Here is a 19,449-nt window from a genome sequence, read left to right as displayed (position 1 = left end):
CGGAGGCGTAGGACTTGCTGATGCCCGCCGCCGCCGCAAGCTGGCCCGTCGATGGTGCTTCGTTCATAACCCGATATTCGCAGAATGCGATTATGTTCGCAAGCCCCGAAAATCGCAGAATGCCAGATGCCCTGCCCAACCTGCATTCGCATAATGCGATGATGGACAAGAGCGACGAGAAGAACGGCGGTCCGAATCACTTAAAGGCGTGGATGCGCTTTCGCGGCGTATCGGGTCAGGCGTTGGCGGACGCGCTTGGAGGCACAGTGACGGCTGGGATGGTCAGCGATCTTACGAACAGCAACCGCCAGTTATCGGCGAAATGGCTCCGTCGTATCGCTCCAATTCTCAAAACGACACCCGGTCACTTACTTGACCATGACCCGTCCGCGCTTCCAACGGGTCTCGCGGAAATTTGGTTCGCAGCTACTGAAGATCAGAGGCGGCAGCTTATAGCTTTGGCCGCCGTGGTTGTTCCAGGCACTGGCACTGACGGGTGAGAGCCGACGAGTCAGGCATCGTTTCTGGACGGCATTCCGGGTTAGCAAGTGCATGTTCGTAGGGGCGGCCGCGTGAACAAGCTTTGGTACGGTGACAACCTCACAATTATGCAGGGCATGAAAAAGCATTCGGTCGATCTGATTTATTTAGATCCGCCCTTTAATTCTAAACAGAACTACAACTTGCTTTATACGACCATGACTGGAAAGCCGGTTCCGGAGCAAGTAGAGGCTTTCTGCGATACTTGGCAGATGGACGCGCAAAAGGAAGCCATCGCTAAATCCATGCCCGTCCTTATGCGTGAGTATGGAGTAGACGACTTCTATGTAGACTTCTGGAAGCTATGGATGAATGCGCTGCGAAAAACGCAGCCGCAGCTACTCGCATACCTTATATTCATGGTGCAGAGAATGCTACACATGAAGAGCATATTGCGTCCAACAGGGTCAATCTATCTTCACTGCGACCCAACCGCGAGTCATTACATAAAGGTGATGATGGATGGCATTTTTGGTCATGACAACTTTCAGAACGAAATCGTTTGGAAGCGTACTTTTGCACACGGTGGAGCCTCACGTTGGGGCGATATTCACGACACCATCCTTTTCTACAGTGCCTCCAAGCATTACAAATGGAACCGCGTTGAACAGGCCTACGATCAATCCTATCTGGACTCAAAATACCGTTACAAAGATGAGCGCGGTACCTATCGCCTTGTTGTCCTAACCGGCCCCGGCATCACGAAAGGCGCGTCGGGGCAAGAGTGGCGCGGCTACAATCCAACAACAGCTGGCAGGCATTGGGCTGTGCCTAAGCGAGCGATCGCGGCACTTAAGGAGGATGGAATTTCCATTCCCAAGGACCTGCACGACCAGCTGGAGCTTCTTTACCAGCACGGATTTATTCGCTTTCCTCAGAAGAAAGGCGGAGCAGTCGGGGTTCCTGAGTTTAAGCTCCACCTATCTGGTGGGCAGCCTATCCAAGATATGATCCTAGACGTTCCGCCGATCAACTCTCAGGCGAAAGAGCGGATGGGCTATCCCACGCAGAAGCCGATCGCCCTGCTGGATCGCATCGTCCAGGCATCCAGCGACCCCGGCGACGTGATATTTGACCCCTTCTGCGGGTGTGGAACGACGATTTACAGTGCGGTCAAGAATGGACGTAAGTGGATCGGATGCGACATCGCCATTCTGTCAGTGAAGCTTGTTAGAGAGGTTTTGACCGAAACGTACAGGCAGGTCGAAGGCGTTCATTACGCGGTAGACGGGATACCCACGAGCGTCGATGGAGCGCAGGAGCTGTTCAACAAGGATCCTTCGACGTTCCAGAACTGGTTTGTCGAACGCGTCGGCGGCTTTCCTATGGCGAAAAAGAGCGCGGATCGTGGAATCGATGGCCGCATCTACTTTGAGACGCGCACGGGACTTCGGGAAATGATGATCCAAGTGAAAGGCGGTAAGCACGTTCGGCCGACGGACGTTAGAGACCTTCGGGGAGTGCTTGAGCGAGAAGACGGCGCTGATTTGGCCGGGTTTCTTAGCATCACACCGCCTACCAAGGCGATGATGAGCGAGGCTGCGGAGGCTGGCACCTTTGAGTACGGGGGCGTTCGGTACCCGCGCATCCAGTTCCTGACGACGGAGGACGTGCTTGTTCATAAGCGCGAGTTCCACATGCCGACACGGATCAACACCAAATTAACAACGGGGCAAGGCTCATTGGCGCTTTAATCGAAAAAGCGCAGTGCTCCGCGCTTATCGTTAGGTGACGTACCAGCCAGATCCCCACATTCGCAAACTGCGAAGTTTCCTATTGACCGCATAATCGCAGTCTGCGAACACGAGCCCACCCGCTGCACCACCCGCCCCCGCAATCTCGCGGGGAGGTTGCTGGAGCGGCGGGGGAGGTCTCGGTGCTACAATCGCGCCAATTACCCCGTTCCGCTTTTCAGGCTCGGAAGCCAGCCCGCGCTGGCCGCCCGGCGTGGAAGTGCGCCGAGGAGTTCCGCCGCTGGCTCCGTAAGCTGCCGTGCGCCAAATGCGCGCACCAGCCCGAGGCGGGTGACCGCCGCAACCCAATTGTCGCCGCGCATGTCGATCACGCGGGCGGGAAGGGGATGGGGGCCAAGGTAGCGGACAGGCACAGCATACCGCTTTGCGACGACTGCCACTGCGAGCAGCATTGTGTCGGCTGGCTGACCTTCGAGAAGGGCCTGCCCGAGAGCAGCGCCGTCAGCCTGTCCGTCAAATACTGGCAGCAATGGCCCGGCCGTCTCGCGTGGGAGCGTGAGCAGGGGGAGTTGGGCCGGTGACCAACGATCCCGACCTCGATCAGGCGTGCGAGGATCTGGCGTACCCCGCCGTCCGCTTACGCCAGCTGCAGGAGCAGGTCGCCCGCATCGACCCGATCAAGGATTATTCCACGATCGTCGCCCGCCGGTCCGACCTCGCCGATGCGGAGGAGGAGTTCCGGCTGCGCGGCGAGCGGCTCGCCATGCACCCGACCCGTCACATCGCCGGCCGCGCGCTGCTGACCGTGGTGGAGGAGGTCGGCCGCTGGCGCCGGGCGCACCGCGGTCGCCGCCCCACCGCCGCGCAGCTTGCCCTTGCCGTCCGTACCGCAGTCGAGAACGCCGCGCGCGATCTCACCGAGGCGGAGGCCGAGTACAACCTCGCCCGTCTGGGCAAGGTGCTCGCTACCCACCGCGCTGCGTCGACGACCGCCGCGCTCAGCTACATGGAGGCGAGCCGGTGATCGCACGGGAACCAAACTTCGGACTGGCGCACCGTCAGGTGCTCGGCCGCCGCCCGGCGATGGTGAAATGGACGCCGTCGAAGCCGCTGCCCTGGTGGTTGGGCGGCTGGCGCGAGGGCCACGACTTCACGATTGAGCAGGAGGAGCGGCTCATCCAGCTCGGGCGCGACCCGGTCACCGCCGAGCGGATGACGGTTCGCCGCGAGCAGGATCTTTACACCGAGGGTGCGCCGAACCTGAACACGTGGATCCCGATCTACGAGTTCGCATGCCCGGTGCTCGCGCGGCGCGCGGACGACAAGGTCACCATCATCGCGCCCGACGGCACGACGAAGCACATCCGCGCGGACGGCTGGGCGGCAAAACCCAGCTCCTATCCGTACCGCGGCTCAGTGGGGTTCGGCTGATGCCGAGCGAACACCGCATCGTGGCGATCGCGGCCGGGCACACGGTCAAGGTCCGTCGATCACGCCAGCCGGCGACGCGTCCCGGCTTCGTGATGGTCGAGAAGTCCCACCGCGCGCCCTTCGAGGTGCCCGAGCAGCGCTGGCAGGAGGCCCCCGTCGCATGACCAACACCGACCTCGCCTTCTACCTGCTCGGCATCGCCTGCCTCAGCTGCATCGCCGTGCTCGCCGCCGCCACGTTGCTGGTCACGCTCATTCCGAACTGGCGGCGCATCGTGGGGGCGTTCTTCCCGCAGACCGCCGCTCTCCGCGCCCTCGCCACCCAACATCAGGAGTCAGGAGAATGAGCGGGGACGTAGCCGATTGCGCTGAATTGCGGGCGCTTCTGGCGAAGGCGACGCCGGGGCCGTGGATCGTGAACGGCTGTCGCGGCAAGGTGATGGATGGCAAGCGCAAGCTGGTCTGCCATGACATTGGCCCCGATGGCGATGCGGTAGCTGCTGTGTGGTTTAACGAACGGACAGGCGAAGGCTGGTCCGACGCTAGGGCCATCGTCGCCGCCATCAACGGCTTACCCGCCCTCCTCGACCATATCGACGGTGAGCCTGCCCGTATTGCAGAGGCGGTGCGTGAGCGTGACGAGCGGGCAAAGCTGGTCGGTGACATGTGCTGGGACGCCGACGATCCCGAGCGCCCCTATGACGACCCTTTGGAATGGCACCAAGAGGTTTGGCCGCAAGAGGTAACGCCATTCATCAATCGCTTCCAATGGGCGGAGAGATTGCCGGATAGCTGGGAGTTGTTCATCCCGCCTGTCGGCGATGATGATGAATGGACGGTCAAAAGTTTCGACTCGGCGGAAAAAGCTGAAGCCGCGCGCTCGGCCATCCTCGCCCGCACCCAGACAGCATCTAGCGAGCAGAGTGATGGAGGTGGGGCGTGAGCCTTTCCCCAATCACTCGAATGATGCTCGCCGGAGAACGCGAGGAAGGCAGAACGCCCATCTACCCGCATACTGCGCCCTACTGGCTTAATCCGTCTGACTGGCATGGGTGGCCCGTTCTATCGATCAGCAAGGGCGAGCTTCACATCATCGCAGTTATGGCGACGCGGGCAGGGGCTTTGTCCCGGCTGATTGAGGGTGCCCGCACTGCGGGCCTGTCGCCGGTCGTCGTTGAGCCAATGGGGCCGCAGATGCCTGCGATCCTTGCTCATTGGGGGTGGGAACGCACCGTTATCGGCTCGGGCTGGCTTCAGCGAGAAGAGTGGCGGCCGGTTCAAGAGCGGAAAGCAGTCGCATGACCATGGATAACGCGCACACCGACCAGGTGGAGAGCCAGCCGAAATTTGGTATGCTTCAAGTGTGGCCGTTTGGTGCGGGGGCTGTGATTACTGGCCATGGCATAACTGAAGGCGTCGGCATCCTAAATATGCGGGCTGTTCCTGACAGTTATGTCGGAAAAGAGGACATGGTGAATATTGCGTGGAAGGCGGCTGAGACGGGCCCGCAATGCTACCTCACCTTTGACACGCCGGATGCCGTCGAAAAGTTGCGATCGTCTTTGGCTGATCTTGCCGCCAACCTCCGCCAGCACTTACTCGGAGAAGACGCATGCCCGACCCCTACAAGCACAACGACGGCAGCCGCGAGTCTCGCCCTGCAACCGGGCCGTGGTCGCAGACTGACGGCGAGGTGGTGGAGCAGGTGGATCGTGAGGAGGCGGGCAAAGTGATGATCTCCAGAGAGGCGCAAGAGGACGCCGTAGCTGGGAGAATCGATGACAACTCGATTGTCCAAGCCTTCGCCCGTCACCGCCGCCTCGCCGTCCGCCGGTACTTACTCGGAGCGCATGATCATGCAGACTGACGATGCACCGGAGGTCGGTGATGATATTCTTGATGCTATAGAACGTGCTGCTCCATTTGCAGACCGCGAATGGAACCCGTCTCAAAAGAAGTTAAGGCCATCGGTTGTTATTTCTATCCGTTACTGCGTATTGATGGCGGACGGGGGAAAAGAAGAAAAGGCAGCGGCGCGAAGTATCGTAAACAACTGGTTTTCTCAACTAAGGCTAGACGCAATGCTTAAATATGACTGACGACGCTCGCCCCGGCGAGGTGGTGGAGCTTCTGCCGTGCCCTTGGTGCGGTGAGCCTGCGTCGTTCATGCGCGACAGCGACCCGAATTATCCTGTCAGCATCGCAGACACCCATGTTGAGCCGTGCCCCTTAGGGTTTCACGCGCTGCAAATATCGTATCCCGATGAGGTGATCGCCGCCGCCGCATGGAACACCCGCCTCGCCTCCCCCCAACCGACAGCCGATCGCAGCGAAGCGGAGGCGCGGACATTTACGCTTGGCGATCGTGTGTTTAAATCGAAGGGCTCGTCTTGGACCGGTCGGGTGGTTGGCTTTTACAGCACTAGCCTTACGCCGGAAGGCTACGCCGTCGAGAGCGAGAACGAGGCGGGCAGCGTTCAGATTTACCCGCGCGCTGCCCTCGTCACCTGCCCCGAAGTACCCGCCCCGGCTCAACCTGTGGGCGGGGAGGTAATGTTCGAGGTCTGGCAAGATGACATGCAGGTCGCGGCGTCCACCTACGAAGCTGACGCGCGCCACTATCTTGCGGTCTACGCGCAAGACGGACCAGCAACGCTTATGCGCGCCACAACCTACCGCGCCGCTCTCCAAGCTACCGGCTCGGTTGTAGGGGAGGGGTGATGGGAAGAGGCATTATCAGAGCTGGGTCTACCAATTTGCAGTGCGTTCAGTGCTCGAAGCCTTTTGAGCGCACGAACGGATCGCAACGGCATTGCTCCCGCGCTTGCGCATTTTGGGCGAAGGTGGACGTGCGTGGCCCTGAGGATTGCTGGCCTTGGACGGCGAGCGCCAGGAAGGGTGGCTACGGAAGGTTCTGGTCAGCGCCCGCGCCTCGCTACGCTTGGGAGCTGGTCAACGGACCCATGCCCCTAGACAGGCTTGCCTGTCACACCTGCGACAACCCGCCCTGCTGCAACCCGGCTCACATCTGGGCGGGCACGCCGAGCGAGAACACGCGGGACGCCGTAAAGAAGCAACGTCGGGTAGGTGAACTTTGCCCCGGTGCTAAGCTAAGCGAATTGGATGTTCGCGAGATTGTCCGTCGCCTGCAAAACGGAGAGTTGCCAAAAGCAATCGCACCCAGGTTCGGTGTCGGGTTTTCCGTAATTTACAGAATCAAGAGCGGTGATTTTTGGAGCCACGTGACCGGCGGCGCTGTGCATGTCCCAGAAGCGGTTCGGGGTGAGCTTTTGGCGGACGCTACCCGCAGGCGAGCGGCTGGCAACTCTATTGCGCGCCGCAGGGAGCGCACATGCTGACCGCCTTCTTATGCCTAGTCGTGGCGGTACACGACGCTGATACGTTTACTTGTTCGAACGGAACACGAGTCAGGACGAGTGGCGTCGAAGCGAACGAGCTATCGGGTGGCTGCCATCTCTCCGTCTGCCCAGCCATGCCCGCACAGCAGGCGAGGGCGGTCGTGTCGCGGCTGGTGCTCAACCAGCGGCTGACCTGCACGCCGGTGGACCGTAGCTGGAACCGGATTGTCGCGCGCTGCTCGCTGCCTGACGGTCGACGGCTGGAGTGCGCGGTGATCGCGGCCGGGGCTGCGGTTCGGTGGGATCGGTACTGGCGTCGTTACGGGATGGGAGACTGCCGGTGAACCGTGACGCCGTCCGCCCTTGGCCGCGCCTACTCTCCGAAGGCGACGCCGCCGACTACCTCTCGATCGGCAGCACGACCTTGCGCGGGCTCGGGCTGAAGGCTCGCCGTGTCGGCCGTCGAGTTCTCTACGACATCAGGGATCTGGATCGTTGGGTCGACCGCATGGACGAGCAGCCGATCGCCGCCGCGGATCATCTACGCGAGAGCATCGACGAAGAGGAGCGCTTCTTCGCGCGCCGGCAGGCCAATGGCCGCAACTGAGCTTCGGTACACATACATCGCGAAGGGGCGCTACTGGCGGTTCAGGCACAAGCTGACCGGCGACGTGGCGCTGCCGAACAAGCGAGGCATCCATTGGAGCGAGCAGCCGCATCAGCCGGCGTTTATCGCGCGCTATGCCGAGCTGCTTGAGGCGGTCGACAGGCGCGCAGCCACCGTGCCGGTATCACGCGCAAGCTTCGCCTGGCTGGTGCAGCAGTACCGTCGTAGCGCCGAGTTCAACGAGCTCGCCGACGCCACGCAGCTTGATTACGGCCGCACGCTCGACCTGATCGTCGCCGAGCTGGGCGAGGTTCGCTTCGCCATGGCCACCCGCAACATCCTGAAGGCCGTTCGTGACGGGCATGCAGAAACGGTCAGGAAGGCGCACAAGATCAAGCAGATGCTCTCGCGCCTCTACAGCTGGGCTGACGAGAACGATCATGTCCCCGCCGGCTTCAACCCCGCGAAGAGCATCAAGCGGCTGAAGCGCAAAGGGGGCGATCGTGAGATCGTCGTCTGGTCGGACGCAGAGGTCGATCTCTTCCTCGCAACCGCGCCGGCGCATATCGTCACGCCGGTGCTCATCGCGCTCTACACCGGTCAGCGCCGGGAGGACGTGGCGAAGATGACGTGGCAGCAGTTTCAAGGCGACGTGATCCGGGTCAGGCAGTCGAAGACCTCGGCGCTGCTCGACATCGCCTGCCATTCCGTCCTGCGCCGGCATCTGGACGCACTGCCGCGTACCGCCGTCGTGATCGCGACCAGCGCGGACGCGGTGGCATTCACGGCGCAGGGTCTGTCGGAGGCGCTGCGTCGCGTGGTCATGAAGACCGCCGACCTGCCGAACAATCGATCAATGCACGGCCTGCGCTATGCGGCCGGATCGCGGATGGAAGAGGCCGGCTGCACCGTTGCCGAGATCGAGTCAGTGCTCGGTCATCAGACCTTCAAGATGGCGCTGAAGTATGCCTCTCAGCGGCTGCGCGCGAAGGCCGCGATGGCCAAGATGGAGGTGGCGGAAAGTGCGTGAGCCAGTCCTCGCACGAGTTCGCAGTAGCTTTGCTAACCCTATGATATTCCACGAGGCGAACAGACCATGAAGACCGCGAACACTCGGCCTCAAACCTCACTTGTGTGTGGATTTGCAGTCCTCTGCGTCACCACTCCGCCATCGGGCCGATCGCGTGGAGGGCCGGGCGAATGGCGACTTATCCCGATGCGGTCAAGCCATCGGTCGATGTCGATGGGGCCAGCAGGTGCCTTGGCGCTCGCCGCTGTGCCCGCTACAAGTCGCGGCTCAACAACTGTGTTGCACCGCTAAAACAGCCGTGCGACAGACCAGGACCATGATGTTCGCGACCGATCCCGTCACCACCCGCGCCGAACGCCACGCCATGGTGACGAGCCAGCTGCGGACCAACGCGGTGTCGGACACGCGCGTGATCGCCGCGATGGCGAGCATCCCGCGCGAGCTGTTCCTGCCGCCCGAGGCCGCCGGACTCGCCTATCGCGACACCGCCATCCCGCTGGGGGCCGCGCGCGCCGCCAACCCCCCGCTCGCGACCGGACGCCTGCTGACCGAGGCGGCGCTCGCGCCCGACGATCGCGTGCTGCTGATCGGGGCTGCCGGTGGTTACGCGGCGGCGGTGCTCGCCGGGCTGGTGGCGCAGGTCGTCGCGGTCGAAAGCGACCCGCGCCTCCTGGCGATCGCGCGTCGGTCGCTGGCCGACACCGGCAATGTCGAGGTAGTCGAGGCTCCCCTAGAGGCCGGTCACCCGGCCGGTGGGCCCTATGACGTGCTGGTCGTCGACGGCGCCGCCGAAGAGCTGCCCGCCCTGCTGCTCGATCAGGTCCGCCCCGGCGGCCGAATCGTAGCGGGCCTGATCGAGCGCGGCGTCACCCGGCTCGCCGCCGGGCGCAAGACGGCGGGCGGGTTCGGCCTGCAGGCGTTCGTCGATTCCGATTGTGTCGTCCTGCCCGGCTTTGCGCGCCCGCAGGGTTTCCGGTTCTAGGAAGGAGGCCTATGCGCCGCATCGTCGTTTCCCTGCTGCTCGCCGGCACCGTCACCGCCACGCCCGCCGCCGCCGACACGCTGCGCGAGGCGCTGCTGCGCGCGTATCAGAGCAATCCGACCATCACCGGCGCCCGCGCGCAACAGCGCGCGATCGACGAGAACGTCCCGATCGCGCGCGCCGACGGGTTGCCGTCGATCCAGACAAACGGCGGATACAGCGAGAACCTGCTTACCTCGGGTAACAGCTTCGCTTCGCCCGCGCGTCAGGCGCAGGCGAGCGCCAACCTGGTTGTTCCGCTCTATCGCGGCGGCGCCGTCCGCAACTCGGTGCGCGCCGCCGAAACTCGTGTCGAGGCAGGGCAGGCGGGCTTGCGCGATACGGAGGCGGTGCTCTTCACCAACGTCGTCGCCGCCTACGAGGACGTCATCCGCGACGAGGCGATCGTCGGGCTGAACCAGCAGAACGTCCGCGTGCTGGAGGTCAATCTGCGCGCCAGCCGCGACCGGTTCCAGGTCGGCGACCTGACCCGCACCGATGTCGCGCAGTCGGAAGCGCGGCTGTCGATCGCCCGCGCGCAGCTCCAGTCGGCGGAGGCGAGGCTGATCGGCAGCCGCGAGAATTACGTCCGCCTGATCGGCACGCCGCCTGGCACGCTGGACGAGCCACCGCCGCTGCCCAACCTGCCGGTTGTGGTCGACAACGCGGTGCAGCAGGCGTTGGCGCAAAATCCCGCGTTGATCGCGGCTGCGCGACAGCGCGATGCGACGCGGTATGACATCGCCGTGGCACGGGCACAGCGCCTGCCGCAGATCAGCGGCACGGCGGGGGGCAGCTACAGCGATTTCCTAGGCTCGCTAGGCGCCGGCACCACGACGCGCGTCGGACAGACCGGAACCGCCGGTACGCTCGGCCTCTCGGTCAATCTGCCGCTGTTCCAGGGCGGCCGCCCTGCCGCGCTGGTTCGTCAGGCGGAGGCGCGGCGCAGCCAGGCGATCGAGGCCGTGACCGAAACCGAACGCGGCGTCATCGCACAAGCGCGCTCGTCGTTCGCGGTCTATCGCTCCAGTCAGGAGGTGATCCTGTCCTCCGAACAGGCGGTCAACGCCAACAAGCTCAGCCTGGAAGGCGTGCGCGCCGAAAACAGCGTCGGCACGCGCACGATCCTCGACATCCTCAACGCCGAGCAGGAGCTGCTCAACAGCCAGGTCACGCTGGTGACCGCGCGGCGCGACGCCTATGTCGCGGGCTTCAACCTGCTCGCCGCGATGGGCAGGGCGGAGGCGCGCGACCTGGGGCTGGAGGGCGGGCCGCTCTACGACCCGACCGTCAACTACAACCGCGTGCGCCACAGGATCTCGGACTTCGGCGGCGACGGGGAGCCCGCGCCGGTCGCGACAACGACCGGACAGACGCCGGCGCAGACCGCGACGGTGACCAAGCCGCTGGACCCGTTGCTCGACGCGCCGGTTGACAGGAACCGCCCCTTGACCACAGGTTCCGCCTCGCCGAACCGTCAGTAACGGCGGGACAAAAGGGGCGAGCCGACCGGGATGGGTGATCTGAGCGCCGAACCGTCGATGGAGGAAATCCTGTCCTCCATCAAACGCATCATCGCCGAGGAAGGCGACAGCCCCGGCCCGCGTCAGCGGCGTCCAGTACGGCCGGGCGGCACCGCCGCCGCACCGCTCTCTGCGCCGGCGCTCGCGCCGCTTCCCCTGAACGTTGACGAGGCGGACGACACCGCCGAGGTGCTGGAGCTGAGCGATCCCATGCCGGCCGCGCGGCCGGAGCCGATGCCGCGCTTCGACCCCTCGCCGATCGAGGCGGCGCGCCCCGAACCCCGACGCGAAGCGCCACCGGCCGCGTCGGTCGCCCCGATCGTCTCCGCGAACGTCGCCGCCGCCAGTCGCGGTGCGCTGGATCAGCTTAGCCGCATGGTGGTGAAGGCCGAACCGGGCAGCGACGGCACTTTGGAGGGGATGGTCCGCGACATGCTTCGGCCGATGTTGAGCGACTGGCTCGACGCCAACCTGCCCGCGATGGTCGAGGACATGGTCGCCGCCGAGATCAAGCGGATCACTGGCCAGCAAGGCTGAGGTAAGTTCGCGACGGCGAACCGGCGTCGTGGCGCGGTTTTCCTGTCATACATTCAGCGAACCGGCATCCCCCCAGGCCGGTCGCACATCCTCGTGTCGCGCCTCGGTAGACTGATTGCTACGTCGCCACGCTTCATCCGCGTTCCCGCTTACGTTCCGTGACGTTCGTGAACTTCCGGCAACCGATCCGGTCTTGAGGCCGCATGTTGAATCAGGCGTGCCCCTCTGCTCTAACCCCGCCATGAAGCGCATCCTGTCCGCGAGCCTGCTCGCGCTATCCGTCGCCGCTGCCCCGGCCGCCGCCCGTCAGCTCACCATCGCCGACGTGACGATGCTAAGCCGCGTCGGCGCGCCGACCGCGAGCAAGGACGGCCACTGGCTGGTCTGGGCGCAGCGCGAGACCGACCTGGCGGCGAACCGGGGGCGCTACGACCTGTGGCGGCTCGACCTGACCCGGCGCGGCGCAAAGCCCGAAAAGCTGCTCGCCGAGGCCGACGTCAACGAGAACGATCCGCAGATCGTCGGCGAAACCGTTTACTTTTCGTCCGACAAGGGCGGCGACGACGCGATCTGGTCGATCCCCGTCACTGGCGGCACACCGCGGCAGCTGACGGGCTTCCAGGGCGGCTTCGGCGGGTTCCGCGTCGCCCCGACCGGCGACCGCATCGTCGTCTGGGCGGACCGCAAGCCCGGCGCCCCCAGCCTCGCGCCAGCGCAGGAAAAGCGCGACCCGAACGCGGGCACCGGCCGCACCTATGATCAGCTGTTCGTGCGCCATTGGGATACCTGGGCGAACGGCGACCGGTCGCAGCTCTTCGTCCTGCCGCTCGGCCCCGATGGCGCACCGGGCGACGGCGTCGCGGTGGAACACGGCTTGGTCGGCGACACGCCGTCCAAGCCGTCCGGCGGGGCGGAGGAAGTGGCATGGAGCGCCGATGGCCGCACGTTGTTCTTCGCGTTGCGCGAGGCGGGGCGGATCGAGGCGACCTCGACCAATCTCGACATCTTCTCGGTCCCGGCCGACGGCTCGGCCGCCCCGCTCAACCTGACCGACGCGAACGACGCGACCGACACGCTGCCGACCGTGTCGCCCGATGGCCGTATGCTCGCCTATGTGGCGATGGCGCGGCCGGGCTTCGAGGCGGATCGTCAGGTGCTGATGCTCCGCGACCTCGCGTCCGGACAGGTTCGCCCGCTGACGCAGGGCTGGGACCGGTCGGTGTCCAGTATCTTTTGGGCCGCCGACGGCAAGTCGCTGCTCGTCACCGCCGACGATGTGCAGGACGTGCCGCTGTTCCGCGTCGACGCCACGTCCGGCAAGGTCACCCGCCTCACCGCTGAGGGCCATGTCGCCGCGGTCGCGGTCACGCCGCGCGGCGCGGTGGTGGCGATGGACAGCCTGATCGCGCCCGACGACTTCTACGGCATCGCCGGTCGCGGCAAGCCGGTGCGGCTGACCAGCGTCAACGCCGACAAGCTCGCGGGCATCGACCTGCCGACCGTCACCCGCTTCAGCTTCACCGGCGCGAACGGCGACACCGCGCACGGCTATGCGGTGCGGCCCTATGGCGCGGCGGGCAAGGTGCCGGTCGCCTTTATGGTCCATGGCGGGCCGCAGGGATCGAGCAACGACAGCTGGTCGTATCGCTGGAACCCGGCGGTGTTCGCCGGCGGCGGCTATGGCCTCGTCGCGATCGATTTCCACGGGTCCACGGGCTACGGCCAGGCCTTCACCGACTCGATCAGCAACAACTGGGGCGGCTGGCCGCTGGTGGATCTGAAGGCCGGGCTGAAGGCGGCGACCGACCGCTTCGGCTGGCTCGACGGCGACCGCGCCTGCGCGCTGGGTGCGTCCTATGGCGGCTACATGATGAACTGGATCGAGGGCCAGTGGCCCGACCGGTTCAAGTGCATCGTCCAGCACGACGGCGTCTTCGATTCCCGCGCCATGGCGTACGAGACCGAGGAGCTGTGGTTCGACGAGTGGGAGCATGGCGGCAAAGCCTATTACGAAGACCCGCAGGCGTTCGAGCGCTGGAATCCGGTCAACGGCGTCGCGCAGTGGAAGACGCCGATGCTGGTCATTACCGGCGAACGCGACTTCCGCATCCCCTACACCCAGGGGCTAGCCGCGTTCACCGCGCTGCAACGCCGCAACATCCCCTCGCGCCTGCTCGTCAACGCCGACGAGAACCACTGGGTGCTCAAGCCGCGCAACAGCCGCCAATGGTATGCGGAGGTGCTCGGCTGGATGGATCGCTGGACCGGCAAGGCTTCGCGCGCCGACCTGCACGTCGCCCCGGCAGCGAGCCCGACCAACTGACCGGCTTGGACTAATGCCGGCCGCTCGTTAGAGCCGCCGGCATGGCCGAACTCCCCAAGACCTTCGATCCCGCCGTGATCGAATCCCGCTGGTATGCCCATTGGGAGGAGAGCGGTCTGTTCCGGCCCGACCGTCCGGGCGCGGCGCCGTGGACGATCGTCAACCCGCCGCCGAACGTCACCGGCTCGCTCCACATCGGCCACGCGCTCGATAACACGTTGCAGGACATCCTGACGCGGCACGCGCGGCTGAAGGGCAAGGATGCGCTGTGGGTCGTCGGCACCGACCACGCCGGCATCGCGACGCAGATGGTAGTCGAACGCGACCTCGCGACGGAGCAGAAGAAGCGCACCGACTTCACCCGCGAGGCGTTCGTCGACCGCGTCTGGGACTGGAAGGCCAAGTCGGGCGGCGAGATCACGCGCCAGCTGCGCCGGCTCGGCTGCTCGATGGACTGGAGCAACGAACGCTTCACGATGGACGAGGGCTTCTCGGCCGCGGTGACGCACGTCTTCGTCCAGCTCCACCGCGAGGGCCTGCTCTATCGCGACAAGAGGCTGGTCAATTGGGACCCCGCGCTCCGCACCGCCGTCTCCGACCTGGAAGTCGAGTCGCGTGAGGTGAAGGGTCACATGTGGCACTTCAAATACCCGCTCGCGGGCGGCGCGACCTATACTTACGTGGAGCGCGATGCCGATGGCGCGGTCGTGCTGGAGGAGGTGCGCGACTATATCGCGATCGCGACCACGCGGCCCGAGACGATGCTCGGCGACGGCGCTGTCGCAGTCCATCCCGGCGATGAGCGCTACCGTCCGATCGTCGGCATGCTCTGCGAAATCCCGGTGGGACCAAAGGAGCATCGCCGCCTGATTCCGATCATCACCGACGACTATCCCGATTCCGCGTTCGGCTCTGGCGCAGTGAAGATCACCGGCGCGCATGACGAGAACGATTACGGCGTCGCCCAGCGCAACGGCATCCCTATGTATCGCCTGATGGACGAGATCGCGGCGATGCGGACCGACGGCGCCCCCTATGCCGTCGCGTCGGCGCGCGCGCGGGAGATCGCGGCGGGGGCGGAGGCGAGCGCGGTCGAGATCGACACGCTCAACCTCGTTCCCGACGCCTATCGCGGTCTCGACCGCTACGATGCCCGTGCGAAGGTGGTCGCCGACATCGACGCCGAGGGGCTGATGCTCGGCGTCGAGGACAAGACGATCATGCAGCCGTTCGGCGACCGCGGTGGCGTCGTAATCGAGCCGATGCTGACCGATCAATGGTATGTCGACGCCAAGACGCTCGCACAACCGGCGATCGAGGCGGTCCGCTCGGGTGCGATCCGGATCGTGCCGAAGACATGGGAGAAGACCTTCTTCAACTGGATGGAGAACATCCAGCCCTGGTGCGTGTCGCGGCAATTGTGGTGGGGGCATCGCATCCCGGCGTGGTTCGCGGACGACGGCCGTATCTTCGTCGCCGCGACTGAAGAGGAGGCGCAGGCGCAGGCCGGAGAGGGTATCGCGCTACGGCAGGACGAGGACGTCCTCGATACGTGGTTCAGCTCCGCGCTGTGGCCGTTCGCGACCTTGGGTTGGCGTGAGGGTAATCACCCTCCGTTCGCGCCGAGCGAAGTCGAAGGGCTCAGCACGAACGGTAAGCCCTCGCCCCAACTTCACGGCCGCTACCCCAACGACGTCCTCGTCTCCGGCTTCGACATCCTGTTCTTCTGGGACGCCCGCATGATGATGCAGGGTTTGCACTTCATGGAGGACGTGCCGTTCCGCACGCTCTACCTCCACGGCCTCGTCCGCGCCGCCGACGGGCAGAAGATGTCGAAGTCGAAGGGCAACACCGTCGATCCGCTCGGCCTGATCGATCGCTACGGTGCCGACGCCCTTCGCTTCTTCATGGCCGCGATGGAGAGCCAGGGTCGCGACATCAAGATGGATGAGCGCCGCGTCGAGGGCTATCGCAACTTCGCGACCAAGCTGTGGAACGCCGCCCGTTTCGCGCAGGCGAACGGCATCGGCGGCTCGACGACGCTGGAGCCGCCGCCCGCGACGCTGGCGGTCAACAAGTGGATCGTGGCGGAGACGATCCGCACCGTGCAGGCGGTGGACCTCGCACTCGCCGACTATCGCTTCGACGCGGCGGCGAACGCGATCTATCAGTTCATCTGGAGCCGCTTCTGTGACTGGTATCTGGAACTCATCAAGCCGATCGCGATCGGCGACGAGCGCGGCGCCATCGACACCGAGACCAAGGCGGTCGCCGGCTGGGTGCTCGACCAGATCCTGGTCGTGCTCCACCCGTTCATGCCCTTCATCACCGAGGAACTGTGGCATGCGCTGGCCGAGCGGGACCACGACCTGATCGTCGCCAAATGGCCGATGACCGACGCGCGTAGTCTCGATCCGGCGGCGGAGGCGGAGGTCGACTGGCTGATCCGCCTCGTCGGCGAGATCCGTGCGGCGCGGACCGAACTCAATGTGCCGCCCGGAGCCAAGCTGCCGCTCCATGTGGACGGCGAGGGGGATACGACTCGCGCTCGTCTGGCGAGCAGCCGGCCGACGTTGGAGCGCCTGGCTCGGGTGCAGGTGCAGGACGGCACGCCGGCGCTCGGCGCGCGGGTGTCGGTGGTAATGGACGAGGCAACCTTCATTCTGCCGCTCGGGGACATGATCGACCTCGACGCCGAACGCGCCCGCCTCGCCAAGGCGATCGCGGTGGCGGAGAAGGACCGCGACGGCCTCGCGGCGCGGCTCGGCAATCCGAGCTTCACCGAGCGGGCCAAACCGGAAGCAGTGGAAAAGGCGCGTGCCGACCACGACGAACGCGCGGCGGAGGCGGAGCGTCTGCGTGCGGCGTTGGGCCGGCTCGGGTGAGACAAGCACCCCGTCACCCCGGCCTTGAGCCGGGGTCCCGCTTCTTCTTCGTCGACCTTTCGGCAGCGGGATCACGGGTCGCGCTTAGGATGATGAACTAAGGTGGCTCGTCCCCCGAACTCTCCCGGCCCCAGCAGCAAGCGCCGTGACCTCACCACCGGCCCCATCGCGCCCGCGCTGCTCGCGTTTGCGCTGCCGACGCTCGGGTCCAACGTCCTCCAGTCGCTGAACGGCTCGATCAACGCGATCTGGGTCGGGCGCTTCCTGGGGGAGGACGCGATCGCGGCGACGTCCAACGCCAACATCATCATGTTCCTGATGTTCGGCGCGGTGTTCGGGTTCGGCATGGCGGCGACGATCCTGGTCGGGCAGAGCTGGGGCCGACGCGACGTCGATGCGGCGCGGCGCGCGGTCGGCTCCGCGATCGGGCTGGTGCTCGCCGCCTCGATCGTGGTCGGGACGCTCGGCTGGATATTCGCGCCGGAAATCCTCGGGTTGCTCCAGACGCCCGGCCGCGCGATGCCGCTGGCACTGACCTATCTCCGGGTCATCTTCCTCGGCCTGCCCGCGTCGATGCTGCTGGTGCTGATGAGCATGGCGCTGCGCGGCACCGGCGACTCGCTGACGCCCTTGTGGTTCACCGGGCTGAGCGTGTTGCTCGATTCAGGTCTCAACCCGGTGTTCATCCTCGGCCTCGGTCCGGCGCCACGGCTCGGCATCGCCGGGTCGGCGACCGCGACGCTGGTCGCGAACGGCGTCGCGCTGGCGGCGATGGTGGCATGGATCGCGTGGCGCGACCTGCCGATCCGGCTGACAGGCCGGGAGCTGCGCTACATCCTGCCCCAACCGGCGCTGGTCCGCGCGATCGTCAGCAAGGGTTTGCCGATCGGCGCGCAGATGCTCATCATCTCAACCGCCGCGCTGACCATGGTCGGGCTGGTCAACCGCGAAGGGCTCGCGACGTCGGCCGCCTATGGCATCACGCAACAGATCTGGGCCTATGTGCAGATGCCCGCGCTGGCGATCGGCGCGGCGGTGAGCGGCATGGCCGCGCAGAACATCGGTGCCGGCAAATGGGATCGGGTGGGCCTCATCACCCGCGCCGGGCTGATCTACAACGTCGTGCTGACGGGGGTTTTGGTGGTCACGGTCGTGTGGTTCGACCGCACGCTGCTCGGGTTGTTTCATCTCGGCCCGGCGTCGCTGCCGATCGCCAGCCGTATCGGCCTGATCGTGACGTGGAGCTTCGTGCTGTTCGGCGCGACGATGGTGCTGTTCGGCGTCGTCCGCGCGAACGGCGCGGTGCTGGGGCCGCTGCTGATCCTGTTCGTGTCGATGTTCCCGGTCCGGATCGGCGTCGCGGTCGCGTTGAAGCCGTGGCTCGACGCGGATGCCCTGTGGTGGAGCTTCCCGGCGGGATCGGCCGCCAACCTAGCGATGGCGATCCTGTTCTATCGCTACGGCAGCTGGCGCAAGGGACGGCTGTTCGTTCCCGAGTCACCGGCGGCGGAAGAGCAGGCGCAGGCGACGGTCGAACCAGCGGGCGGCCTGCGTCCCGCTCACTGAGCCGCAGGCACCATCACCTCGATCACCCCCGCCGCGATCTTTGCGGTGACCGGTGTCGTCGCCAGCAACTCGCCGTCGATCGAGATCGGCAGCACCGGCTCGGTCGCGAGCTTCAGCGCCTTGCCCCGGAACTCGCGTACCTGCTCGTGGCGGGCGGGGAGGCGCAGCACGCTAGACACCCAGTTGACGACCAGCCGCCGCTTGATGTGACCGACGACGGCCTGAACCACGATCTCGCCCGAATCAATCTCCGCCGACTCAACCAACTCGGTGCCGCCATGATACGGCCCGTTGGAGATGCGGACCTCGACGACGCGCAGCCGCTCGGCAGAAGCCCCTTCGCCGACGATCAGCGTGAACGGTTTGAAGTGCAGGAACTCCCACGCCGCCCAAGTGAGGTAACCCAGCCGCCCCGCAACCTTCTTCAGCCCGTGCGGCACCGACGCGGCGATCTGCGGCGCGATCCCCAGCGTCGCGCAGTTGCAGTAATAATCGTCGCCGATCATTCCCAGGTCGATCCGCCGCGGCACACCCGACTTCAGCACCTCGATCGCGCCGACCGGGTCGAGCGGGATGCCCAGCGTCCGCGCAAAGCTGTTGGCGGTTCCGAACGGCATCACACCGAGAATGACGCCATGGCCGACGAGCTGATCGACCAGCCCGCTGACGGTGCCGTCGCCGCCGCCAATGATGACCAGATCGGGCTTCTTCGCCAGCGCCGTCGCCAGCACCTCGCACAGCTTGCCGGGGTCCTCCACCGCGTGCGCGTCGACCGGATAGGGTAATCCCGCCATCGCCGAACACGCCTCCGCGAAGCGGCGCTGTCCCTGCCGTGATTTGGCGTTGACGATGAAGGCGGCGGAATTGATCTGTCGGGTCATTGCACATGCGTAACGCTCCGATCCCGGTTTTGGCCCCGCTTGCCTCGCATCCC

Annotated in this window: 19 protein-coding genes and 1 pseudogene; 19 read left to right on the top strand and 1 reads right to left on the bottom strand. The window is 65.4% G+C overall.

The features are described from left to right. Positions 1–20: 20 nt before the first annotated feature. The 19 genes and pseudogenes from ACOFKS_RS06155 to ACOFKS_RS06065 all read left to right on the top strand — a co-directional run bounded on the left by ACOFKS_RS06155 (position 21) and on the right by ACOFKS_RS06065 (position 18,515). A complete protein-coding gene (locus tag ACOFKS_RS06155; RefSeq protein WP_419808362.1) occupies positions 21–500 on the top strand; it encodes a hypothetical protein in 480 nt (159 codons plus the stop codon). Positions 501–572: 72 nt separating this feature from the next. Beyond that, complete coding sequence (locus ACOFKS_RS06150; protein ID WP_419808361.1) at positions 573–2,234, top strand: DNA methyltransferase; 1,662 nt, start codon at positions 573–575, stop codon at positions 2,232–2,234. A gap of 577 nt (positions 2,235–2,811) precedes the next feature. Continuing rightward, positions 2,812–3,258, top strand: coding sequence for a hypothetical protein (locus ACOFKS_RS06145; RefSeq protein WP_419808360.1), 447 nt, complete (start codon positions 2,812–2,814; stop codon positions 3,256–3,258). Between the two features lie 38 nt (positions 3,259–3,296). Further along, complete coding sequence (locus ACOFKS_RS06140) at positions 3,297–3,665, top strand: hypothetical protein (RefSeq protein WP_419808359.1); 369 nt, start codon at positions 3,297–3,299, stop codon at positions 3,663–3,665. Next, complete coding sequence (locus ACOFKS_RS06135) at positions 3,665–3,829, top strand: hypothetical protein (RefSeq protein ID WP_419808358.1); 165 nt, start codon at positions 3,665–3,667, stop codon at positions 3,827–3,829. Before ACOFKS_RS06140 ends, ACOFKS_RS06135 begins: the two co-directional genes overlap by 1 nt. Further along, positions 3,826–4,011 carry a hypothetical protein gene (locus tag ACOFKS_RS06130; protein WP_419808357.1) on the top strand — a complete coding sequence of 62 codons (186 nt, stop codon included), beginning with the start codon at positions 3,826–3,828 and terminating at the stop codon, positions 4,009–4,011. Before ACOFKS_RS06135 ends, ACOFKS_RS06130 begins: the two co-directional genes overlap by 4 nt. Beyond that, positions 4,008–4,607, top strand: a complete 600-nt coding sequence (locus ACOFKS_RS06125) for a hypothetical protein (RefSeq protein WP_419808356.1) — start codon at positions 4,008–4,010, stop codon at positions 4,605–4,607. The genes ACOFKS_RS06130 and ACOFKS_RS06125 overlap by 4 nt, the downstream gene beginning before the upstream one ends. Positions 4,608–5,276: 669 nt before the next feature. Next, entirely contained in the window at positions 5,277–5,531 is a 255-nt protein-coding gene (locus ACOFKS_RS06120; protein ID WP_419808355.1) for a hypothetical protein, read from the top strand. Beyond that, positions 5,521–5,763 (top strand): hypothetical protein, encoded by a 243-nt coding sequence (locus ACOFKS_RS06115; protein ID WP_419808354.1) that lies wholly within the window; start codon positions 5,521–5,523, stop codon positions 5,761–5,763. The genes ACOFKS_RS06120 and ACOFKS_RS06115 overlap by 11 nt, the downstream gene beginning before the upstream one ends. A 247-nt stretch (positions 5,764–6,010) precedes the next feature. Next, positions 6,011–6,166 (top strand): annotated as a pseudogene (locus ACOFKS_RS06110) (DfrB family trimethoprim-resistant dihydrofolate reductase); the annotation flags it as partial. Between the two features lie 991 nt (positions 6,167–7,157). Further along, positions 7,158–7,367: a hypothetical protein gene (locus tag ACOFKS_RS06105; protein ID WP_419808353.1), complete on the top strand. Its 210-nt coding sequence runs from the start codon at positions 7,158–7,160 to the stop codon at positions 7,365–7,367. Further along, positions 7,364–7,630: a hypothetical protein gene (locus tag ACOFKS_RS06100; RefSeq protein WP_419808352.1), complete on the top strand. Its 267-nt coding sequence runs from the start codon at positions 7,364–7,366 to the stop codon at positions 7,628–7,630. The genes ACOFKS_RS06105 and ACOFKS_RS06100 overlap by 4 nt, the downstream gene beginning before the upstream one ends. After that, positions 7,617–8,660, top strand: a complete 1,044-nt coding sequence (locus ACOFKS_RS06095) for a tyrosine-type recombinase/integrase (protein ID WP_419808716.1) — start codon at positions 7,617–7,619, stop codon at positions 8,658–8,660. The genes ACOFKS_RS06100 and ACOFKS_RS06095 overlap by 14 nt, the downstream gene beginning before the upstream one ends. Before the next feature lie 316 nt (positions 8,661–8,976). Further along, a complete protein-coding gene (locus ACOFKS_RS06090) occupies positions 8,977–9,642 on the top strand; it encodes a protein-L-isoaspartate O-methyltransferase family protein (protein ID WP_419808351.1) in 666 nt (221 codons plus the stop codon). Between the two features lie 11 nt (positions 9,643–9,653). After that, positions 9,654–11,165, top strand: a complete 1,512-nt coding sequence (locus ACOFKS_RS06085) for a TolC family outer membrane protein (protein WP_419808350.1) — start codon at positions 9,654–9,656, stop codon at positions 11,163–11,165. Between the two features lie 30 nt (positions 11,166–11,195). After that, positions 11,196–11,741, top strand: a complete 546-nt coding sequence (locus ACOFKS_RS06080; protein WP_419808349.1) for a DUF2497 domain-containing protein — start codon at positions 11,196–11,198, stop codon at positions 11,739–11,741. A gap of 241 nt (positions 11,742–11,982) precedes the next feature. After that, a complete protein-coding gene (locus ACOFKS_RS06075; RefSeq protein WP_419808348.1) occupies positions 11,983–14,064 on the top strand; it encodes a prolyl oligopeptidase family serine peptidase in 2,082 nt (693 codons plus the stop codon). Between the two features lie 41 nt (positions 14,065–14,105). Next, the gene (locus ACOFKS_RS06070) at positions 14,106–16,949 is read left to right on the top strand and encodes a valine--tRNA ligase (protein ID WP_419808347.1); all 2,844 of its coding nucleotides are present in this window, start codon (positions 14,106–14,108) and stop codon (positions 16,947–16,949) included. Between the two features lie 102 nt (positions 16,950–17,051). Then, positions 17,052–18,515 carry an MATE family efflux transporter gene (locus ACOFKS_RS06065; protein WP_419808346.1) on the top strand — a complete coding sequence of 488 codons (1,464 nt, stop codon included), beginning with the start codon at positions 17,052–17,054 and terminating at the stop codon, positions 18,513–18,515. On the opposite strand, the gene ACOFKS_RS06060 is transcribed toward ACOFKS_RS06065, so the two are convergent. Then, positions 18,509–19,396, bottom strand: a complete 888-nt coding sequence (locus ACOFKS_RS06060; RefSeq protein WP_419808345.1) for a diacylglycerol/lipid kinase family protein — start codon at positions 19,394–19,396, stop codon at positions 18,509–18,511. The two genes, ACOFKS_RS06065 and ACOFKS_RS06060, sit on opposite strands and share 7 nt — an antisense overlap. Positions 19,397–19,449: the final 53 nt, after the last annotated feature.

This window comes from Sphingomonas sp., from assembly GCF_965200135.1.
Classification (GTDB): Bacteria; Pseudomonadota; Alphaproteobacteria; order Sphingomonadales; family Sphingomonadaceae; genus Sphingomonas.
The sequence above is the reverse complement of the archived record's forward strand: the minus strand, read 5'-3'. Positions and strand labels throughout refer to the sequence as shown.

Bases quoted from the DNA above. Each gene is read 5' to 3' on its own strand.
- ACOFKS_RS06155 (WP_419808362.1), top strand. From the start codon at position 21: ATGCCCGCCGCCGCCGCAAGCTGGCCCGTCGATGGTGCTTCGTTCATA.
- ACOFKS_RS06135 (WP_419808358.1), top strand. From the start codon at position 3,665: ATGCCGAGCGAACACCGCATCGTGGCGATCGCGGCCGGGCACACGGTC.
- ACOFKS_RS06130 (WP_419808357.1), top strand. From the start codon at position 3,826: ATGACCAACACCGACCTCGCCTTCTACCTGCTCGGCATCGCCTGCCTC.
- ACOFKS_RS06125 (WP_419808356.1), top strand. From the start codon at position 4,008: ATGAGCGGGGACGTAGCCGATTGCGCTGAATTGCGGGCGCTTCTGGCG.
- ACOFKS_RS06120 (WP_419808355.1), top strand. From the start codon at position 5,277: ATGCCCGACCCCTACAAGCACAACGACGGCAGCCGCGAGTCTCGCCCT.
- ACOFKS_RS06115 (WP_419808354.1), top strand. From the start codon at position 5,521: ATGCAGACTGACGATGCACCGGAGGTCGGTGATGATATTCTTGATGCT.
- ACOFKS_RS06105 (WP_419808353.1), top strand. From the start codon at position 7,158: ATGCCCGCACAGCAGGCGAGGGCGGTCGTGTCGCGGCTGGTGCTCAAC.
- ACOFKS_RS06095 (WP_419808716.1), top strand. From the start codon at position 7,617: ATGGCCGCAACTGAGCTTCGGTACACATACATCGCGAAGGGGCGCTAC.
- ACOFKS_RS06090 (WP_419808351.1), top strand. From the start codon at position 8,977: ATGATGTTCGCGACCGATCCCGTCACCACCCGCGCCGAACGCCACGCC.
- ACOFKS_RS06085 (WP_419808350.1), top strand. From the start codon at position 9,654: ATGCGCCGCATCGTCGTTTCCCTGCTGCTCGCCGGCACCGTCACCGCC.
- ACOFKS_RS06080 (WP_419808349.1), top strand. From the start codon at position 11,196: ATGGGTGATCTGAGCGCCGAACCGTCGATGGAGGAAATCCTGTCCTCC.
- ACOFKS_RS06075 (WP_419808348.1), top strand. From the start codon at position 11,983: ATGAAGCGCATCCTGTCCGCGAGCCTGCTCGCGCTATCCGTCGCCGCT.
- ACOFKS_RS06070 (WP_419808347.1), top strand. From the start codon at position 14,106: ATGGCCGAACTCCCCAAGACCTTCGATCCCGCCGTGATCGAATCCCGC.
- ACOFKS_RS06060 (WP_419808345.1), bottom strand. From the start codon at position 19,396: ATGACCCGACAGATCAATTCCGCCGCCTTCATCGTCAACGCCAAATCA.